Origin of the sequence: Pantoea ananatis PA13, from assembly GCF_000233595.1 — a bacterium.
Classification (GTDB): domain Bacteria; phylum Pseudomonadota; class Gammaproteobacteria; order Enterobacterales; family Enterobacteriaceae; genus Pantoea; species Pantoea ananatis.
Genome location: NC_017554.1, coordinates 2,401,714 through 2,419,044, shown reverse-complemented (window position 1 = coordinate 2,419,044; position 17,331 = coordinate 2,401,714). Strand labels below are relative to the sequence as shown.

Genomic DNA, 17,331 nt, shown 5'->3' with positions numbered 1-17,331 from the left:
TCAGCGACAGCGGCGAGAGCAGAGGATCTGCAGCGCCACAACTTTCGTGGCGCTGGCGGAAAGCTTAACTGAACCTTTCCGGGCGGAAAGCGGCAAGCATGGGATGTTTCGCACCGTGGAGCATTTCTTCCGTAAGAAGCTCGCCCAGGATCAGCGCCAGGGTTGCGCCTGAATGGGTGAAGGCGACAAAACATCCCGGTACTTTCTCTAATTCGCCCACCACGGGTTCTCCATCACCCGGAACAGGCTTCAGCCCGATTTTCCAGCTTCTGGCTTCGAGCGATGCGCCATCGCCAATCAGTTTCCCCGCCTCCGTCATTAACTCACGGATAACCGATTGATCAATACTGTACTGACCATCGGCATGTGCAACGATATCCTCTTCGTACCAGTCATGATCGACCGCCAGCGTGTTTCCCGGATTAGGCCGTATTGCTGCACGTGGGGTGTTCATCACCACCTGCAGCGCATGATCCTGTGCGGTGCTGGTGACCAGCATGGAGACAGGGGACGCGTTTGGAATACGCACCCCGAGCGGGGCAATGACCTCTGGTGTCCAGGGGCCGCAGGCGACGAGCACCTGGTCTGCATGGAATTCGCCCCGTTTCTCGCTGCGTACGCCCGTCGCCCGTCCGGCGGCCGTCAGCACGCTTGCTTTTCCCGCGTGCTCGATAACTTCGCCTCCTGATGCCTTGAATGCCTCAATGAGATGGTCCATAAGATGGGGCAGACTGACCCAACCTTCACCGGGATTAGCAATGGCTACGCTGGCGAGCGCGGTGCTGTTCACCTGAGGATCAACCTGATTCACTGTGGTTCGATCGAGAAGATGAGATGCGTAGCCATGCGCTTTTTCATAATCATGGCGTGCTTTTGTCCCGGCATCATCGTCTGCAGCCCAGAACAGCGCGCCATCGAAACGCAACCAGTCGCGATCGGGATAGCGCGCAAACAGGGTCCGGTATCGATCAATACCGGCCATTCTTAACGCATGATAAGGTTGCGAACGTTCACCGGCAGAGTTGAGCCAGGACAGTGAACGTCCCGAGGCACCTGAACAGAGTTCGGCTTCGGTGACCAGCGTGACGTTGGCCCCGGCGCTGACCAGTTGCCATGCTGCAGATACACCCAAGATACCGCCGCCCAGCACAACAACGCGTTTGACCTCAGATTTTTCAGTCATCATTGATTCCTTCTGTTAAACGTTTCGCCAGTCAGGCCAAACGTACGTGGTTTTGCCGATGGAGTTGATCGATAAGCTTCAGTACCGCAAGCGCCTCATCCGTCTCAACAGGCAGAGGGCCGCCATGTAAAAGTGCCCGGGCAAGCAGCTGATAAAATGCAGGATAGTTACCGCGTTGCATGACAACGGCATCGCTTTCGCCCGCTGTGCCTGCTCTGGCAGATTTTTCGGGCGGCGTAACGCCGTACTGGCTGTCAGTTGGTGACAAGCCCGCGGCAAGCTGGGGTTCCTGATTATCCAGCCCCCAGTGGGTAAAACCGCGTTTGCTGCCCAGCAGATGGAAGCGCGGCGCATTCAGTGCGGCCTGACCATTCATCCACAACCGTGAACGTACGCCGTTTTTATGCAGTAAGGAGACAAAGCAATCTTCATCGCTGTCCGACTGCTGACCTGAATAGCGGGCCAGCTCGGCACTGGCTTCCTGTACGGGACCAAATAACTGCATGGCCTGGTCAATCAGATGACTGCCCAGATCCAGCAGCAGGCCGCCACCTTGTTCAAGTGAAACGCTGTCACGCCAGTTACCAAAGCCTTCAGGTCGCCACCACTCAAAGCGTGACTCAAAACTTCTAACCGTGCCAAATGCCGCTTCCTGCACCAGATGTTTAAGCGTCAGAAAATCCCCATCCCAGCGGCGATTGTGAAAGACCGTCAGTCGCGTATTGGCCTGTCGGGCGGCGGCAATCATTGCCTCTGCCGCCGCCGCGTCAGGTGCGAAGGGCTTGTCCACCACCAGATGCAGACCGCGGCGGATCGCCGCTAAAGCCTGATCGCGATGCTGGGCGGGAGGCGTGGCCAGCACAACAAGGTCCAGGGCGACTTCTCCGCTGTCGATAAGCTGCAGCAGTGAGGGCCAGTCCGGCACTATTCTTGCCTGCGGATAGCGCTGCTGTGCCGCTGCCACGCGTTGGGGATCCTGGCTGACGATGACCTCAAGCCGGTAATCTGCATTATGCGAAATCAGCGGGGCGTGAAAAACACTCCCCGCAATACCAAAACCCACCAGCGCCGTGCGAACGGGGCCTGAAACGTGATGATGTGCCATCAGAGCACCTCCGATAAAAAACGCTGTAAACGTGCAGACTGCGGACGTTCGAACAGTTGCTCGGGCGTGCCGGCTTCGACAATTTCGCCTTCATCCATAAACACCACCTGATCGGCAACCCGACGGGCAAATCCCATTTCATGGGTGACTACCACCATCGTCATGCCGCGCTGGCAGAGTTCGGCCATTAACGTCAGGACGCCTTTCACCAGCTCCGGATCGAGCGCCGAGGTTGCTTCATCAAACAGCATCACTTCGGGCTCCATCGCCAATGCACGCGCGATAGCCACACGTTGTTGCTGACCACCGGAAAGGTCGCGGGGGCGATGATCGGTACGTTGCGCTAATCCCACTTCGGCCAGACGTTGCAGGGCAATAGCCTGTGCCTCCGCTTTAGAGCGGCCTTGTACTTTCCAGGGGGCCAGCGCCACGTTTTCCAGCGCGCTGTGATCGGGAAACAGGTTAAAGTGTTGAAACACCATGCCGATGCGTAAACGCAGCGCATCGGGTTTGTCCTTTAATACCGAACGGCCGGCAAGCAACACATCGCCGCTCTTGGGTTCGTGCAGCCGGTTAATGCCCCGCAGCAAGGTTGACTTTCCCGACCCGGAAGGGCCGATGATGCAGGTGGTGGTGCCGGGCGCGATGGTTAACGACACATTGCGTAGCACTTCAATCGGGCCATAAGCCAGGGTCAGGTTACGCAGCTCAAGGCTGGCACCATGAAAAGCAGAAGACGTTGCCATATCAGTGTCCTTGTCCGCTGGTCAGCGAGGCCGTGGGTGCCACCGCCCGTTTCACATCGACTTCATCAATTTCCTTCAGACCACTCTGAGGAGCTGAAGCACGTCGGCGTCCGGTGCGGTAACGAACATCAATATGGTTTACCGCATGGGTGAGTGGCACGGTAATCACCAAATAAAACAGGCCAGCCAGCATCAGGGGAGAAAGATTACCGCTCAGTACTGCCGCGTCCTGACCAACCCTGAACAGCTCTCGCTGACTGCTCATCAGCCCCAGTAAATAGACCAGTGAAGAGTCTTTGATGATGGCGATAAACTGGTTAACGATGGCGGGCAGTACGCGCCGAATCCCCTGTGGAATGATCACCAGCCGCATTGCCCGGCCATAACTCATCCCCAGCGCCCGACAGGCTTCCATCTGTCCCTGTTCGATGCTCTGAATGCCTGAACGAAAGATTTCGCCCATATAGGCACTTGCGATCAGGCTCAGCGCAAAGATGCCGAGTGGATAAGGCGTGGGGCCGAACAGCTGATAACTGAAACGCGCAAGCCCCTGACCAATGAGCAAAATGGTGAGGATAGAGGGCAAGCCGCGAAACAAATCGGTATAAAGCCGGGCCGGTACGCGCAGCCAGCGCGACGGTGAGATCCCCATTAGCGCCAGGATCAGACCAAACAAGGTGCCAAGCAGCGTGGCCGCGACTGAGATGATAAGGGTATTAACCAGACCTGTTGCCAGCAGCTGCGGCAGAACGTCCATCATCGCAGGGATATCGAAGAAGGTACGCGAAAGAATAGTGATCAGATCCATAGCCGACTCTCTGTTACGGGTGACAGGCCGAGCCCATCACCGGATGCATTCACACGCACAGGATGCGCGGGGATTATTGATGCTGAGGCAGATACTGTTTTGGCATCGGCGAACCCGGGAACCACTTCTCATAAAGCTGCTTCCAGGTGCCATCCTGCATTGCGTCTTTAATGGCTTTATCCAGAGCCGCTTTGAAGGCGGGTTTGTTTTTCGCAATCGCCACGCCAGCAGGCGCATCAAAAGAGGGGATGTCAGCGGCGGTCACCAGGGAAAAGCGCGTGGCATAATCTTTGGCGGCCTCGTAATCCAGGAACATGGCGTCAAGCGTGCCGTTATTGAGCGCAGATACGGCAGCGTTGTTATCGGGAAAGCGAACCAGATCGGTTTGTGTAAAGTGCTGCAGTGCATAGCTTTCCTGCAGCGTTCCCTGAATGACGCCGAGGCGCTTGTGGGCCAGCGTCTCAACGTTTTTCACGCCGGAATCCTTACGCGTTAACACCGTCAGGTAACCCGCCAGATAACCTGTTGAGAAATCGACCGTCTTTTCACGGGCGGGCGTGATGCCAATTGCGGCTACGCCTGCGTCATATTGCCCGTTGGCAACGGCAGGGAGGATGGCCGAGAAATCCTGTCCGACAAAGTCCACTTTATCGATACCGATCCGATGGGCGACATTTCTAAAAAATTCGACGTCAAATCCAGTGAAGTTGCCGTTTTTATCAGTAAAGGTATAGGGCTTAGCATCCCCCAGGCTGGCGACTCGCAGCTGTCCCGGTTCGATCAGGCCATAGGGATTATTATCACTTGCCGCGTGGGCGCTGAAGCTGGCTAAGAGCGTTAACGCCATGCCGAACAGGGCTGCGGGTAGAGGGGGAAAACGTTTATGCGATGTCATAAAGCTCTTCCAATTTTGCAGGTGAAACTTCAGAGTCCACTCAGTCGGTCACGTTATTTTGAGACCGGTCTCAGTGAGGGGCGAAATAAGACTGGTACATGTTGTGAGACCGGTCTCAAGTGGATACAATGATATTAAGCACACGCGTTAAACAGCGTCAATCCAGATGTTATCAACTTGTGATTCGAATTTATTATGACGACAAAAAAGCACCCGTTACGGGGAGCGACGGTAGCGGATGTCGCACGTCAGGCAGGCGTTTCAAAAGCCCAGGCAGCGCGAGCCTTAGGGGGCTACGGTTCCGTCAGCGAGGAGGTGCAAACCCGCGTGACCCAGGCGGCTGAAACGCTGGGCTACCGGCCAAACGAGCTGGCGCGCAGTATGAATACCGGGCGTTCAAACACGATTGGGGTCATCGTGGGCGATATCGAAAACCCCCATTTTGGCCTGGCGTTACGCGGTATGGCCGACGTTGCACGCCAGGCGGGTTTTCATTTGCTTCTGAGTAACAGCGACGAAACCGTGGAAGAGGAGCGGGAAGCCGTACGTGTGATGCTGGATAAACGGGTCGATGGGATCATCGTGGCCCCCTGTAGCTCCCTGGCCCATGACAACGACCATCTTAAGCAGGTACTGGCAGAAGGGCGTGCACTGATGACGTTTGACCGCTCAGTAGAAGGGCTGGAGGTGGAAACTATTCAGGCAAACTTTTTGACCGTGGCGAAAGAGGCCACGCAATTGCTACTGAACGCCGGTCACCAGCGTATTGCTTATCTTTCGAGTATGCGTATCGCTACAGCTTACTCCCACAGCGTGCCGCTGGGGCCGACGCCCGTCGCGCAACGTGTAAAAGGAATGATCGATGCGCATCATGAAGCCGGAAAAGTTCTGGATCCGGCGTTGGTTCGCCTGAATGCCATTAACAACGACGGTATTGAGCAACTATTAACGGAGCTGTTCGCCCTTCCTGAACCGCCCAGCGCGTTGATTGCTTCTGACAATCTTATCGCCATGGGAATATTGCGCGGCTTGGCAAAGCGCGGGCTGCGCGTGCCAGAGGATATCTCCTTCGTCATGTATGATGATTTTCCCTGGACGGAACTGATGACGCCCGCACTTACGGTCGTGGCTCAGCCCGTTTATGAGATGGGCAGGGAAGCTGCGCGTAGATTGATTTGCCACATTCGACAGCAACCCGCCGGAGCACTACCTGTATTTGAAAGCTGGATGGTCGTGAGAGGCTCCATTGGTAAAAAACGGGCCGCTGACTGATTTGTACGCCGGTCAAGAACAAGCCGCGCGCTGATACCGCCAGGCCGTGACCTGGCGGTTATCATTAAAAGCTGCACGCCCCTGGGGCGGTTTATCGCGTGATTTACCTCAACATCGGCGCCTGGCACAAACGCATCGTTATTCCTCGCCGGTGTTACCGCTTTCCCGACGCGGTCAGGCCTGAATCAGAGTGGCGAACAGCCACAGTGTGCAGAAAGCACTGCGGCAGCCTCGCTTATCTTCTGGCCCAGGCTCGCCAGTAAGCCCTCTCCAGCGTCGCTGCTCAGGACGCTGGTGCAATACCGGCAATAGCCTGCCCCGGTTTTGACTTCCCGGCCTGACTGACCTGTTCGGCCATAGCGATATTTCCTGTTCGATCACGCAAAATGCCGATCTCACCTTGGGGTTTTCCTGGGGCAAAATGCGGTGCGGTCACGGTCTTCATCATTGATTTCGCGAATGATACGACAAGGATTGCCTGCAGCAAGTACGCCTGACGGAATATCTTTGACCACGACGCTTCCCGCCCCGATGACAACGTCATTGCCGATGGTAATGCCCGGAACAATGCTGACACCTGCGCCGATCCAGACATTATTGCCGATGGTCACGGGAAGCGCATATTCAAGTCCCTGATTACGGCGTTCAGAATCCAGAGGATGGCCTGCGGTATAAATACCGACGTTTGGGGCGAGAAAAACATTATCCCCGATCACCACGTCCGCCCCATCAAGAATAACAAGATGATGGTTAGCATAAAAATTGTCGCCAACCCTGATGTTAGCGCCATAGTCACAGTAGAAAGGCGGTTCAATAACAGGGTTGTTGCCGCACTTTTTAAGAAGCCGCTGCAGGATAGCCAGGCGCGCTTCCTTATTGTCGGGTCGACTCAGGTTATAGTCATAACAGAGTGCCTTGGCCTGATCCCGGAGATGAAGAATGCGCTCATCGTAAGTGGCATCGTAGAGCTCACCATCAGGTACACAGGTTACATCGTTCATCGGCTTCCTTATCATTTTTTTGACGATCGTTGTCCAGAAGACAGTGTATTCAATTTTTATTGCCTCAGGGACGAAAGGGCTACCCTGGCAGCACCAATGATATAACGTTGCACCGCAACGTCTTAAAAATCTACATGCTATGCCCCATCCACAATATATTGTGCGAAAGTCATTTCGTTAAATTCCCGTGCATTTATCGGTATTTCATTCAAAGAAATCTTTTAATCATTAACAACGTCATGCCTTACGTTTGAGATGCTGATACTCATGGGCAGGGGTAAATGCAGGCCTGAACAGCCGTTTCCACTTCGACGTATGAAGCGTAGCGACTTCGTGTTGCGACGCTGCGGGAGACCTGTGTCATTATGGGCGTGAAGGGCACGGATGCAGAGCACCTTGCCGCCTGCCATCAAGCCGATAAGACATAAAAACGTTGTTATTTCAGCGAGTCATCTTCAATAGTTTAGGACAAAAAAGGAGCGAGAAATGCAGTCAGTGCATCTTATGGGAGAAGGCTATGAACCTCATGTCGTTCAGGAAGGGGGCAAACTGGTCTACTCACTCCCTGTCGATTCGGGATTTATCACTTATGAATTTGCATTTGAGATTAAGCGGGAAGATCTTGATGTCCTGCTGACTGATAATTACCGACGCGCCGTTCTCGAAATTACTGCGCATACAGTGCTTCAGCATTCGACGCTAAAAGGAAATGACCGCTTAACCCAGCGCGATTTCGATAACCTCGTTGCCGACACGCTTCACTCAACACCCGAATTCCTGCAGAGCTTTATCTCTCAGATCAGTCATGATCACCATATTGGTATTGAAGGTTATGCACAAGACATCATGGCGCGACGTTCTTTGGCAAAATAACGATGTTGAGCACCGGGAATGCAGGCTTTATGATCCGTTCAGCATAGTCATCAAATACCGTTTGTGGACAGAGAACGACACCGGACAGCTGGTGGCACGCATCCTGCTGAAATAATATCGCTTTTGTTCACGGGCTTTTAATCAGAAGCCATGCTGCCAATGGCTTCAAGCCCCACTCGCTGTCCGTAAGAAAGCTCCAGCGTATTGCCATCAGGATCAGCGAAGAAAACGTAATAACCCACAGGATCACCCGCATTTTCAGGCTCTTTACGCAAAACACCTTCAGCGCGCGCCATTTTAATTTTCTTATCCATTTCTTCCCGGCTGGCACATGCCACGCCGAGATGCCCAAAGTGACCTAAGGGCGTGTCTGTGACCTTGTCTGACTGAACCAAAACCAGCGCAAATGGACGGCTGTGATCACTGAGCCATGCCACTTTACGTGCATCCGGAACGTTGGGTTCGCGACGGTGGACAACAACCATACCGGCATAGCGTTCATAAAAAGCAATGCTCTTATCTAAGTCTCTGACAGCGAATGCAACGTGCGTAAAACCAACATCGACTATTTTCATATACCCAATCCGCCCAATGCGTAGCAAAACATGCATTCTAAAAGCTCAGGTTAAGTTTAGGTCAAGCTCAAAGACCGGTTTGAGCCGCTGAAAACGTCGAATGGAACAAACTGCGTCCTGTTATGGTGCCGTTGCGGAAGCATCATCCCTGTAAAGGGTTATTCAACCCACCTCCAACACCGCCCCTTCTTCAACACGCGGGTCTGATATGAAACAGAACCTGTGCAGGAATTTACGTCGATTGTTGCCGCCATTTCCTGACGTGGTCAATCAGGGCGCGAAGCTTTGGTGCCATATTGCGACGCTGAGGGAAATACAGATAGAAGCCTGGAAATGTTGGCAGAAAGTCATCAAGTACGGATACAAGCTCACCGCTCTCAATATAGGGCCTGAACGTTTCCTGAGTGGCCAGTGTGATGCCTCCGCCGGTTAGAGCCAGCCTCAACATCAGACGCAGATCATTAGTGGTAATTTGCGGCTCAATCGCAAGGTCGAACGCGCTTCCGTTCTCTTCAAATGGCCAGCGATAAGGCGGAATATCCGGGGACTGGCGCCAGCCGATACACTGGTGATGTACAAGATCGCGCGGATGAACAGGCAGGCCGTTGGCAGTGAAGTAGGAAGGGGATGCGACCACCATTTCGCGTTGCTCACCGGTCAGGGGAACCGCAATCATGTCTTTTTCAATGACTTCTCCAAGCCTTACGCCGGCATCGTAACCTGCAGCCACGATATCAAACTCTTCGTCCGTCACAACAATATCGAGCGTCACGGCCGGATTGGCCGCTGCAAACGAAGCGATCAACGGACCTGACAGGAATTCTTCCGCTATTGATGTCACCGCGATTCTGAGAAGTCCACGTGGCGCAGGGTCAGAAACGATCTCTTCGAACGCAGCGTTAATTCCGGTTAAAGGTAATGACAGCGATTTATGCAGTCGTTCTCCCGCTTCCGTTAAATTAACCGCGCGGGTGGTGCGCATGATAAGCATCGTCCCGAAAGTATCTTCAAGCCGTCTTATTCCCTGACTGACCGCCGAACGAGTCACACCCAGCCGTGCGGCGGCTTTACTGAAATTACCTTCTTCTGCTACCGCGATAAAAACGGGCAAAAGGTTAAGATCGATTTTCATTGTTTAATGCTGCTAACCACTGAGTACATTGAAAGCAGGATACCTGAACTTATCGTAACGTCCTATTCTCTCTCCGAACCCATTTGAAGGAGAACGTTATGAATAAGGTTATATTAATTACCGGCGCATCCAGTGGTATTGGGGAAGGTATTGCCAGAGAGTTAGGGGCGACAGGCGCGAAGGTGTTACTGGGAGCACGCAGACTGGCGCGTATTGAAGCCATTGCAGCGGAAATCTGCAGCGCAGGCGGTATCGCGCAAGCACATTTCTTGGATGTCACAGACCGGGTATCCATGGCCGCCTTTGTTCAGACCGCGCTGGATAACTGGGGCAGGGTTGATGTTCTCATCAATAATGCGGGCGTTATGCCGCTTTCACCGCTTGCAGCCGGAAAACAGGACGAATGGGAACGCATCATTGACGTAAATATCAAGGGCGTGCTGTGGGGAATGGGTGCCGTACTTCCGTTGATGGAAGCGCAGGGTTCCGGACAGATAATCAATATTGGCTCGATTGGCGCCCTTTCTGTCGTACCCACCGCCGCGGTCTACTGTGCCTCCAAGTTCGCCGTACGGGCTATTTCTGATGGCCTGCGGCAGGAAAGCTCAAAAATCCGCGTGACCTGTGTCAATCCAGGGGTGGTAGAAAGTGAACTGGCGTCGACGATTACCCATGCGGAAACGATGGCGGCAATGGACGCTTACCGTTCTGTTGCCCTTAAACCCGCGGATATTGCCCGTGCCGTAAGGCACATTATTGAAGCGCCTGAAAACGTTGACACAACAGAAATAACCATCAGACCCACAGCGTCGCCAAACTGAAGCCTGAGGTTAACTGTCATGTGCACTTTTCATTCAATACATCGGGAGCAACATTTATAGGGTAACGTTCTGTCTGTTATCTGACGCTGTGGATGCTGGGTGTTAAGCACATCTCTGTTATCAACAGTCATCCATCAGCATGAACGCATCTCAAAAAATGTGGCCTTCAGTAAAGACAGGGATCTCAATATTTATTTGTCACGAAACGCATTGTGCAGAAGTCGCCACATATGATGAGCTGCGGGCGTAAAGCGCCTGTCCGAGTTCCGTAGCAGGTGACACTGGGCGCTACTGGCGATCGGGTGGTCGAGTGGAACGGCGACAAGCGCGCCCTGGCGAATAGGATCGGCAGCGGCGTAGGCCGTCATAAACGAGACGCCGAGCCCCGCCTGGCTGAGGTGCATAGCGGTGGAGAAGAGGTTGCATCGGTAGGCCGGGTGAAATTGCAAACCCTGGCTTTTGAACATCGCATTCATGTGCCGCTGCAGGCCGAAGTTCTCCGTCAGGGCAATAAGCGGGTGAGCGGTCAACTCTTCAATGGTAATGCTGGCGCGATTGGCAATGGGGTGCTGCGGCGCGACGACGGCACAAATCGGCCCCCACTGAAAGCTGTGGCGCTTGAGTTCCGGTGTGCCGATCGGGCCAAAGGCCAGCGCCATATCCGCTTCGCCGCTCACGATATCGTTCATCATCTCCTGCATGCTGCCCACGACAATATCGACAAACACCTGCGGGTAATACTGGGCAAACTCACGCATGACGCTTTCAATAAACGCCGTGATCAAGCCGCCGCCGATGCGCACCGAAATCGTCCCGCCGCGCATATGGCGCAGATCTTTAAGCTGACTCTCCAGCTTTTCGCGCCGCTGACGGCTGGTAAAATAATCCGCCGCCAGCAGGCGTCCCGCTTCGGTCAACACCACATTACGCCCGCGCCGTTCCAGCAGGGGAAGCTGCAGCGAACGTTCAAGTTGGGCAATCTGCCGGCTGACCACGGATGCGTTAACGCCGAGGATATCTGCTGCGCGGCGAATGCCGCCCTGGTTACCGACTTCATACAGATAACCCACCTGTTTATCCTGGAACATCTGCCACACTTCCTCGTTACTGTTGACCAGAGAGCAACAATAACATCATTTGATGGCTATTTATCAAGCCGTTTAAATAGTGATAATCAAATTAATGGCCAGGCGTTGAGAGAGCGTAAATAAAAAAGTAAAAGTGCTCTTATTGCACCAACAATGCGCCCCAAAAGGGTGAGGGAATACTTTGTTGCGATTCGAAGCAGGCGTAATGAAATAGCAATTCCCGGCAAAAAAATAAATTTCTTGCGAGTTTTAGCGAGGGGGTTTTATTGCGCCATTAATCTTAATAAAAGGCATTTATTTTACGGCTGGGCTATTCAGGCATGGATCCTGCTTAGTATCAGGACTTTTCCCTTACAGATGTAAAGAGAGATGATATGAGCGAACCAAAAACACTGAATGAGCCAGAAAAAGAGGCCACAGAGGCGTGGAACGTCGGGCCTGGCGCGTGGATCTCACTGGTCATCGTGCTGCTTGTCTTTTCAGGCTTCTTTTTCAAGGTTGACGGCATGGCATGGCTGGGCGCGTTTGATTTCACCACGCTTGGCGGCGCGTTCGGCACCATGAAGACGCCGGAAACCAACACCTTTATCGGCAGCGGCGGCATCAGTGCCAAAGCGGGTTTCCTCTTCGCGCTTTCGCTGGTGCCCACGGTGATGCTGGCACTTGGCCTGCTGGAAATCTTCACCCATTATGGCGCGATCCGCGCAGCACATAAATTACTCACGCCGCTGTTAAAACCACTGCTCGGCCTTCCGGGTTATACCGGCCTTGCGCTGATTACCGACCTGCAAAGTACCGATGCTGGCGCGGCATTAACGAAAGAGCTCTATGACAGCAAAAAGATCACCCGCAAAGACGTGGTGATTATGGGATCCTGGCAATACTCCGGCGCCGGGTTGATTAATAACTATTTTTCTATCGGCTCGGCGATGTTCGCTTCACTCACCATCCCGATTATTATTCCGTTGGTTTTAATGTTTGTGCTTAAATTCGTTGGCGCAGCCGTGGTGCGACTGGCATTAAATACTGTTTATAAGCGAGATTTCGACAATGAGTAATCAGGCAAAAGTCTCCAGTAATCCGTTTGATATTTTCGTAATTGGTGCGCGCAAAGGTTTTAATATTGCCATTAATAATTTGATGCCGAATGTATTAATGGCCTACGTGATCGCCGAAATGCTTAATTTGTTAGGGGTGATGCAGATTATTGGCCACGTGTGCGCACCGCTGATGGGGCTATTCGGCCTGCCCGGTGAGGCGATCACTGTGTTGTTAACCGCCTGGCTCTCGTCATCTGCCGGAACCGGCGTTGCCATCAGCCTGCTGAGCAAAGGCCAGCTTGATATCGGGCAGATCACGATTCTTGCGCCCGCCATCTTTTTGATGGGTTCGCAACTCCAGTACATGGGGCGCCTGCTGGGCGTGGCCGATGTACCGAAAAAGTACTGGCCGCTACTGATGGCGGTCAGCATTCTCAATGCCGTAATCGCCATGTTGATTATGCGCGTTATTGCCTGAGCATTAAGGAGTAAGACGTGTCACCTACACTTGAGCACTTTAATTACCTGCACCAGATCCCGGAACTGGGGTTCGAAGAGTACAAGACGTCCGCCTACATCGCGGGCGTGCTGGAGGCGGCAGGCTACCAGGTCACGCGCCAGGTTAATAACACCACCGGTATTGTCGCGGTGCTGGACAGCGGTAAGCCCGGCCCGACCTTAGCGCTGCGCGCCGATATGGATGCGCTGGGGCATATCATTGACGGCAAACATGTGGCGCGCCACACCTGCGGGCACGATGGTCACTCCACCGTCGTATTGACCACGGCCCAGGAGGTGATGGCTGAGGAGCGAGTGAAAAAGGGCAGGCTGAAGCTGATCTTCCAGCCTGCTGAGGAGTTAGGCACCGGCGCGATAGCCCTGACCGAAGGCGGCGTGTTGGATGATGTTGATATGTTGCTTGGCTTTCATCTGCGCCCGCTGGAGGAGTGCCCGATGGGCCAGGCCGTGCCGGCAATGTACTACTCCGCGTCCGCCACGGTGGAAGTGATGTTTCATGGCAAAGCGGCGCACGCTGCGCGCCCGCACTTAGGCGTTAACGCGCTGGATGCCGCCGCCCATGCGGTGCAGGCGGTAAACGGCATTCATCTTGCGCCCTCGCTGACATGGAGCGCGAAAGCGACGCGTTTTCTCTGCGATGCGGGCGTGACCAACTCGATTCCTGATCGCGCGCAGGTGTGCTGGGATCTGCGCGCCGCAGAGAACGAAGCGATGGATAGCCTCAAACCCCAGGTGATACGCGCGATTGAGAGCAGCGCCGCCGCGTATGGTGCGCGCGCGGAAATTCGCATTCTGAAAGAGATGCCCGCCGCGATTATCCATGACGAGGCAACAGCGGTCATCACACGTGCTATCCGCAGTGTGTTTGGCGAAACCGGCCTCACCGCGGCTAAATCGACACCAGGCAGTGAAGATTTCTTCCACTATCTGCGTCTTCGGCCTCAAATCAAAGGCGGCTTCTGGGGACTGGGCGCCAACCTGACGCCCGGCCTGCATCATCCGGAGATGCATTTTGACCGCGATGCGTTGGCGCTGGGAGTGAAAGTGTTTAAGGCCTGTGTAGAGGATGTGCTGGGCTGACGATCAGCATTACAGTGACGTGCCGTGCTCGTCGGATATCAGTATTGCAGAAGACAGAGCCGACAATGCCGTCCGACGTTCGCGGCCATCATAGTGAAGCCGTTACGGGCATCCTTTTCAGGTGAGTGGCCCCGTGACTTGTACCCAAGCGTAAACGTTCCTTTTCGGCGGGCTTTGCTGTCTGCCGGGGAGGAGGGCACCGGTATCCGTCACCGTCACGGGGGGCCAATTTCACTCTCTTTAGCGATATCGGTTACCGGATGGGGCTGGTGGCACAGATGGCGACGAATGCCTAACCGAACGCCTCTGCCTGAAATGGCGAATCGGGTTGTTTTGTCGTGCGCCACAGGGTAAATACGGGACAAAGCGTCGGCTATGTTTTTGCTGCTTGTCGGCAAAACGCTGAAAAATCAGTGACCGATCCGGTTGCCGTACTCATCAATAACTTTTTCGCCATCCTCTTTCGTAAACGCTCCCTTCTGTGGCTCAGGCAGAATGCCCAGAACGGCCTCAGACGGACGACAGAGCCTTGTGCCGAGCGGCGTCACGACTATCGGACGGTTGATGAGGACAGGATGAGCCAGCATAGCATCCAGCAGTTCATCATCATTGAACCGATCTTCGGCCAGCCCCAGATGTTCATACGGCTCTGTGTTTTTGCGCAGCAGATCGCGCACGCGGATCCCCATATCCGCTATCCGTTTTTTAAGCTCGTCGCGGGAGGGGGGCGTCTCCAGATATAAAATCACTGTCGGCTCCACGCCACCGTTGCGGATAAGCGCCAGGGTGTTACGCGACGTCCCACAGGCCGGGTTGTGGTAAATGGTGATGTCAGTCATAAATGGCACTCCGTTACGGGGCTGCGCTGGCGCAGTCACGTTGTATAGGTTAAACAGAAAGACGCAGGGCTAGCGCCGCCAGCGTGACAAAAAGTACCGGCAGGGTCATCACAACGCCCACGCGGAAGTAGTTGCTCCAGCTGATGGTGATATTTTTCTGCGCCAGAACGTGTAGCCACAGCAGGGTCGCCAGGCTGCCGATGGGGGTGATTTTCGGGCCAAGATCGCAACCGATGATATTGGCGTAAATCATCGCCTCTTTCACCACACCCTCAGCCGTGCTGCCATCAATGGACAGTGCGCCAATCAGGACGGTAGGCATGTTGTTCATCACCGATGACAGAAAGGCCGTCAGGAAACCGGTAGCGAATGTGGCGCCCCATACACCATGCTCTGCAAACCCGTTCAGGGCGGACGAGAGGTAATCCGTCAGTCCGGCGTTGCGCAGGCCATAAACCACCAGATACATACCCAGCGAGAAGGTGACGATCTGCCAGGGCGCGCCTTTCAGGACTTTACGAGTATCAATCACCTGTCCTTTACGGGCAACCAGCCACAGAATAAATGCCGCGACCGCAGCAACCAGACTGACCGGAACGCCGAGCGGCTCCAGAGCAAAAAAACCGGTCAGCAACAGACAAAGAACCAGCCATCCGGCTTTAAAGGTTCGCACGTCACGAATGGCTTCCCGTGGTACCTTTAGTTTTGCCATGTCATAGGCGACCGGGATGTCTTTACGGAAGAAGAAGTGAAGCATAACCAGCGTGGCCGCCACGGATGCCATGTTGACCGGCATCATGACAGACGCGTATTCGCTGAATCCCAGCTTAAAAAAGTCCGCCGTCACGATGTTAACCAGGTTCGATACGATGAGTGGCAGGCTGGATGTGTCAGCGATAAAACCTGCCGCCATCACAAACGCCAGCGTTGCGCCGGGGCTGAAGCCCAGCGCCAACAGCATGGCAATGACAACAGGCGTCAGGATCAGTGCCGCCCCGTCATTCGCAAACAAGGCCGCCACTGCCGCACCCAGCAGAACACTATATGTGAACAGCAGCCTGCCTTTACCGCCACCCCATCGGGAAACGTGCAGGGCAGCCCACTCAAAAAAACCAGATTCATCGAGCAGCAGGCTGATGATAATCACCGCGATAAACGTGGCCGTCGCGTTCCAAACGATCTGCCAGACGGCCGTAATATCGCCGAAATGCACTACGCCCGTCAGCAGGGCCAGCGCAGCCCCGATAACAGCACTCCAGCCAATACTCAGCCCTTTTGGCTGCCAGATAACCAGTACCAGTGTCAGGACGAATATAGCGCCTGCCAGAAACATACTTTTTCCTTTTAATACAAAGTCTGGTAAACAGGACGTAAGACAGCCCTGCAAACAGATATGAAAAATCATATGTGTTTGAGTAAATTTTTAAATGCAGACAGGCTTGCCGTTGGTGGTCGCGTTATTCCTTTCAGCCTGCTGGCTGAGTTGCAGAATGTCATCGCGCTGACACAGGTAAGCCTGCTCGATCACCATAGCAGCCCATGCGGGCATGTGTGGTGACAACCGATAATGAATCCATTTGCCGTCACGCCTGTCAATAAGCAGACCACTGTCTCTGAGCAGTGCCAGATGCCGTGAAATTTTAGGCTGACTTTGCCTCAGGATTGACGTGAGTTCACAGACGCAAAGCTCGCCTTTTTCACGCAACAGCAGTACCAGACTGAGGCGTGTTTCATCCGAAAAATTTTTGAAAAGCTGAAGAGGCTGAAGTTGAGGCATGCTGACTCCTGATTACGGAACAGAAGACATTGTTGCTGTCTGTCTACGGCGAGTCAATAACATATTTGCTAATTCATATGTATTGACTCACCCATGGCTCATCTTCGGATATTCCGTCCAGGGTTTACCTGCACAGTAAGGCCAGGGATCATTTACGATTCGGTAAAGGGGATTAAATCATATTGCGTAAAGGCACGTTTTGCTAAAGAGAACGATCGTTTCCTAAAATACACTTCAACAGCTGATATCAAGCCTACAACTTTATAAACAAGTAACAGTAAACCCTTAAATCGCGTTCCCAGAGCTGATATTGTACAAAAACGCCTCCAAGCCCGACGCCATGAGCGCCATTGCACGCTACTTCGACAGTGCGTCACTGCCTACTCAGCAGGAAACGCTGGGAAGCATTGCGTCAGAAATCCTTCGCGCAGGAAAAAGCCTGAACCGCACGGCCATTTGTAGCAAGCTTGTCCGTCGCCTGGAACTGGCAGGAAGTGCAGAAGAAGAGCAGCACTACTGTGAACTCCTTCGTATTTTATTCGGCCCTAAAGCCGGGAACTGATGCCCTACGACTGCC

19 protein-coding genes are annotated in these 17,331 nt (G+C 53.9%); 7 read left to right on the top strand and 12 right to left on the bottom strand.

Features of this window, described 5'->3' with window-relative positions; all coding sequences use genetic code 11:
- Positions 1-64 precede the first annotated feature (64 nt).
- The 5 genes from PAGR_RS11390 to PAGR_RS11370 form a co-directional block, all read right to left on the bottom strand.
- Entirely contained in the window at positions 65-1,183 is a 1,119-nt protein-coding gene (locus tag PAGR_RS11390) for an NAD(P)/FAD-dependent oxidoreductase (protein WP_014605858.1), read from the bottom strand.
- A 31-nt stretch (positions 1,184-1,214) separates the two neighbouring features.
- A complete protein-coding gene (locus PAGR_RS11385) occupies positions 1,215-2,288 on the bottom strand; it encodes a Gfo/Idh/MocA family protein (protein WP_014605857.1) in 1,074 nt (357 codons plus the stop codon).
- Complete coding sequence (locus PAGR_RS11380; RefSeq protein WP_014605856.1) at positions 2,288-3,034, bottom strand: amino acid ABC transporter ATP-binding protein; 747 nt, start codon at positions 3,032-3,034, stop codon at positions 2,288-2,290. Before PAGR_RS11380 ends, PAGR_RS11385 begins: the two co-directional genes overlap by 1 nt.
- A gap of 1 nt (position 3,035) precedes the next feature.
- Positions 3,036-3,842, bottom strand: coding sequence for an amino acid ABC transporter permease (locus PAGR_RS11375; RefSeq protein WP_014605855.1), 807 nt, complete (start codon positions 3,840-3,842; stop codon positions 3,036-3,038).
- A gap of 73 nt (positions 3,843-3,915) precedes the next feature.
- Complete coding sequence (locus tag PAGR_RS11370) at positions 3,916-4,737, bottom strand: ABC transporter substrate-binding protein (protein ID WP_014605854.1); 822 nt, start codon at positions 4,735-4,737, stop codon at positions 3,916-3,918.
- Positions 4,738-4,932: 195 nt separating this feature from the next.
- Here PAGR_RS11370 and PAGR_RS11365 point away from each other — a divergent pair, with 195 nt between their 5' ends.
- Positions 4,933-6,009: a LacI family DNA-binding transcriptional regulator gene (locus tag PAGR_RS11365; RefSeq protein WP_014605853.1), complete on the top strand. Its 1,077-nt coding sequence runs from the start codon at positions 4,933-4,935 to the stop codon at positions 6,007-6,009.
- 395 nt (positions 6,010-6,404) lie between these two features.
- On the opposite strand, the gene PAGR_RS11360 is transcribed toward PAGR_RS11365, so the two are convergent.
- Positions 6,405-7,010 (bottom strand): sugar O-acetyltransferase, encoded by a 606-nt coding sequence (locus PAGR_RS11360; protein WP_014605852.1) that lies wholly within the window; start codon positions 7,008-7,010, stop codon positions 6,405-6,407.
- Between the two features lie 486 nt (positions 7,011-7,496).
- Between PAGR_RS11360 and PAGR_RS11355 the strand changes: the two genes are divergently transcribed.
- A complete protein-coding gene (locus PAGR_RS11355) occupies positions 7,497-7,883 on the top strand; it encodes a hypothetical protein (protein WP_014605851.1) in 387 nt (128 codons plus the stop codon).
- A 137-nt stretch (positions 7,884-8,020) separates the two neighbouring features.
- On the opposite strand, the gene PAGR_RS11350 is transcribed toward PAGR_RS11355, so the two are convergent.
- Both PAGR_RS11350 and PAGR_RS11345 read right to left on the bottom strand, forming a co-directional pair.
- Positions 8,021-8,494: a VOC family protein gene (locus PAGR_RS11350; RefSeq protein WP_014605850.1), complete on the bottom strand. Its 474-nt coding sequence runs from the start codon at positions 8,492-8,494 to the stop codon at positions 8,021-8,023.
- 196 nt (positions 8,495-8,690) lie between these two features.
- On the bottom strand, positions 8,691-9,590 hold the full coding sequence (locus PAGR_RS11345) for a LysR family transcriptional regulator (RefSeq protein WP_014605849.1): 900 nt from the start codon (positions 9,588-9,590) through the stop codon (positions 8,691-8,693).
- Between the two features lie 98 nt (positions 9,591-9,688).
- Between PAGR_RS11345 and PAGR_RS11340 the strand changes: the two genes are divergently transcribed.
- On the top strand, positions 9,689-10,411 hold the full coding sequence (locus PAGR_RS11340; RefSeq protein WP_014605848.1) for an SDR family oxidoreductase: 723 nt from the start codon (positions 9,689-9,691) through the stop codon (positions 10,409-10,411).
- Between the two features lie 191 nt (positions 10,412-10,602).
- On the opposite strand, the gene PAGR_RS11335 is transcribed toward PAGR_RS11340, so the two are convergent.
- A complete protein-coding gene (locus PAGR_RS11335; protein WP_014605847.1) occupies positions 10,603-11,499 on the bottom strand; it encodes a LysR family transcriptional regulator in 897 nt (298 codons plus the stop codon).
- A gap of 374 nt (positions 11,500-11,873) precedes the next feature.
- Here PAGR_RS11335 and PAGR_RS11330 point away from each other — a divergent pair, with 374 nt between their 5' ends.
- Genes PAGR_RS11330 through PAGR_RS11320 form a run of 3 tightly spaced genes read left to right on the top strand, consistent with a single transcriptional unit; the run spans position 11,874 to position 14,138 of the window.
- Positions 11,874-12,557: a nucleoside recognition domain-containing protein gene (locus tag PAGR_RS11330; RefSeq protein WP_014593702.1), complete on the top strand. Its 684-nt coding sequence runs from the start codon at positions 11,874-11,876 to the stop codon at positions 12,555-12,557.
- A complete protein-coding gene (locus PAGR_RS11325) occupies positions 12,550-13,017 on the top strand; it encodes a YjiG family protein (RefSeq protein ID WP_013025769.1) in 468 nt (155 codons plus the stop codon). Before PAGR_RS11330 ends, PAGR_RS11325 begins: the two co-directional genes overlap by 8 nt.
- Positions 13,018-13,034: 17 nt before the next feature.
- Positions 13,035-14,138 (top strand): M20 peptidase aminoacylase family protein, encoded by a 1,104-nt coding sequence (locus PAGR_RS11320; protein WP_014605846.1) that lies wholly within the window; start codon positions 13,035-13,037, stop codon positions 14,136-14,138.
- A 410-nt stretch (positions 14,139-14,548) separates the two neighbouring features.
- On the opposite strand, the gene arsC is transcribed toward PAGR_RS11320, so the two are convergent.
- The 3 genes from arsC to PAGR_RS11305 form a co-directional block, all read right to left on the bottom strand.
- Positions 14,549-14,977: a glutaredoxin-dependent arsenate reductase gene (arsC, locus tag PAGR_RS11315; protein WP_014605845.1), complete on the bottom strand. Its 429-nt coding sequence runs from the start codon at positions 14,975-14,977 to the stop codon at positions 14,549-14,551.
- A 49-nt stretch (positions 14,978-15,026) separates the two neighbouring features.
- Entirely contained in the window at positions 15,027-16,310 is a 1,284-nt protein-coding gene (locus PAGR_RS11310; RefSeq protein WP_014605844.1) for an arsenic transporter, read from the bottom strand.
- 90 nt (positions 16,311-16,400) lie between these two features.
- On the bottom strand, positions 16,401-16,754 hold the full coding sequence (locus PAGR_RS11305; protein WP_013025773.1) for a metalloregulator ArsR/SmtB family transcription factor: 354 nt from the start codon (positions 16,752-16,754) through the stop codon (positions 16,401-16,403).
- Positions 16,755-17,064: 310 nt separating this feature from the next.
- Between PAGR_RS11305 and ycgZ the strand changes: the two genes are divergently transcribed.
- Entirely contained in the window at positions 17,065-17,316 is a 252-nt protein-coding gene (gene ycgZ / locus PAGR_RS11300; RefSeq protein WP_013025774.1) for a regulatory protein YcgZ, read from the top strand.
- Positions 17,317-17,331 lie beyond the last annotated feature (15 nt).

Coding starts and splice junctions, on each gene's coding strand:
- PAGR_RS11375 (WP_014605855.1), bottom strand. CDS start 3,842: ATGGATCTGATCACTATTCTTTCGCGTACCTTCTTCGATATCCCTGCG.
- PAGR_RS11360 (WP_014605852.1), bottom strand. CDS start 7,010: ATGAACGATGTAACCTGTGTACCTGATGGTGAGCTCTACGATGCCACT.
- PAGR_RS11340 (WP_014605848.1), top strand. CDS start 9,689: ATGAATAAGGTTATATTAATTACCGGCGCATCCAGTGGTATTGGGGAA.
- PAGR_RS11370 (WP_014605854.1), bottom strand. CDS start 4,737: ATGACATCGCATAAACGTTTTCCCCCTCTACCCGCAGCCCTGTTCGGC.
- PAGR_RS11345 (WP_014605849.1), bottom strand. CDS start 9,590: ATGAAAATCGATCTTAACCTTTTGCCCGTTTTTATCGCGGTAGCAGAA.
- arsC (WP_014605845.1), bottom strand. CDS start 14,977: ATGACTGACATCACCATTTACCACAACCCGGCCTGTGGGACGTCGCGT.
- PAGR_RS11335 (WP_014605847.1), bottom strand. CDS start 11,499: ATGTTCCAGGATAAACAGGTGGGTTATCTGTATGAAGTCGGTAACCAG.
- PAGR_RS11350 (WP_014605850.1), bottom strand. CDS start 8,494: ATGCATGTTTTGCTACGCATTGGGCGGATTGGGTATATGAAAATAGTC.
- PAGR_RS11330 (WP_014593702.1), top strand. CDS start 11,874: ATGAGCGAACCAAAAACACTGAATGAGCCAGAAAAAGAGGCCACAGAG.
- PAGR_RS11325 (WP_013025769.1), top strand. CDS start 12,550: ATGAGTAATCAGGCAAAAGTCTCCAGTAATCCGTTTGATATTTTCGTA.
- PAGR_RS11380 (WP_014605856.1), bottom strand. CDS start 3,034: ATGGCAACGTCTTCTGCTTTTCATGGTGCCAGCCTTGAGCTGCGTAAC.
- PAGR_RS11305 (WP_013025773.1), bottom strand. CDS start 16,754: ATGCCTCAACTTCAGCCTCTTCAGCTTTTCAAAAATTTTTCGGATGAA.
- PAGR_RS11390 (WP_014605858.1), bottom strand. CDS start 1,183: ATGACTGAAAAATCTGAGGTCAAACGCGTTGTTGTGCTGGGCGGCGGT.
- PAGR_RS11310 (WP_014605844.1), bottom strand. CDS start 16,310: ATGTTTCTGGCAGGCGCTATATTCGTCCTGACACTGGTACTGGTTATC.
- PAGR_RS11365 (WP_014605853.1), top strand. CDS start 4,933: ATGACGACAAAAAAGCACCCGTTACGGGGAGCGACGGTAGCGGATGTC.
- PAGR_RS11355 (WP_014605851.1), top strand. CDS start 7,497: ATGCAGTCAGTGCATCTTATGGGAGAAGGCTATGAACCTCATGTCGTT.
- PAGR_RS11385 (WP_014605857.1), bottom strand. CDS start 2,288: ATGGCACATCATCACGTTTCAGGCCCCGTTCGCACGGCGCTGGTGGGT.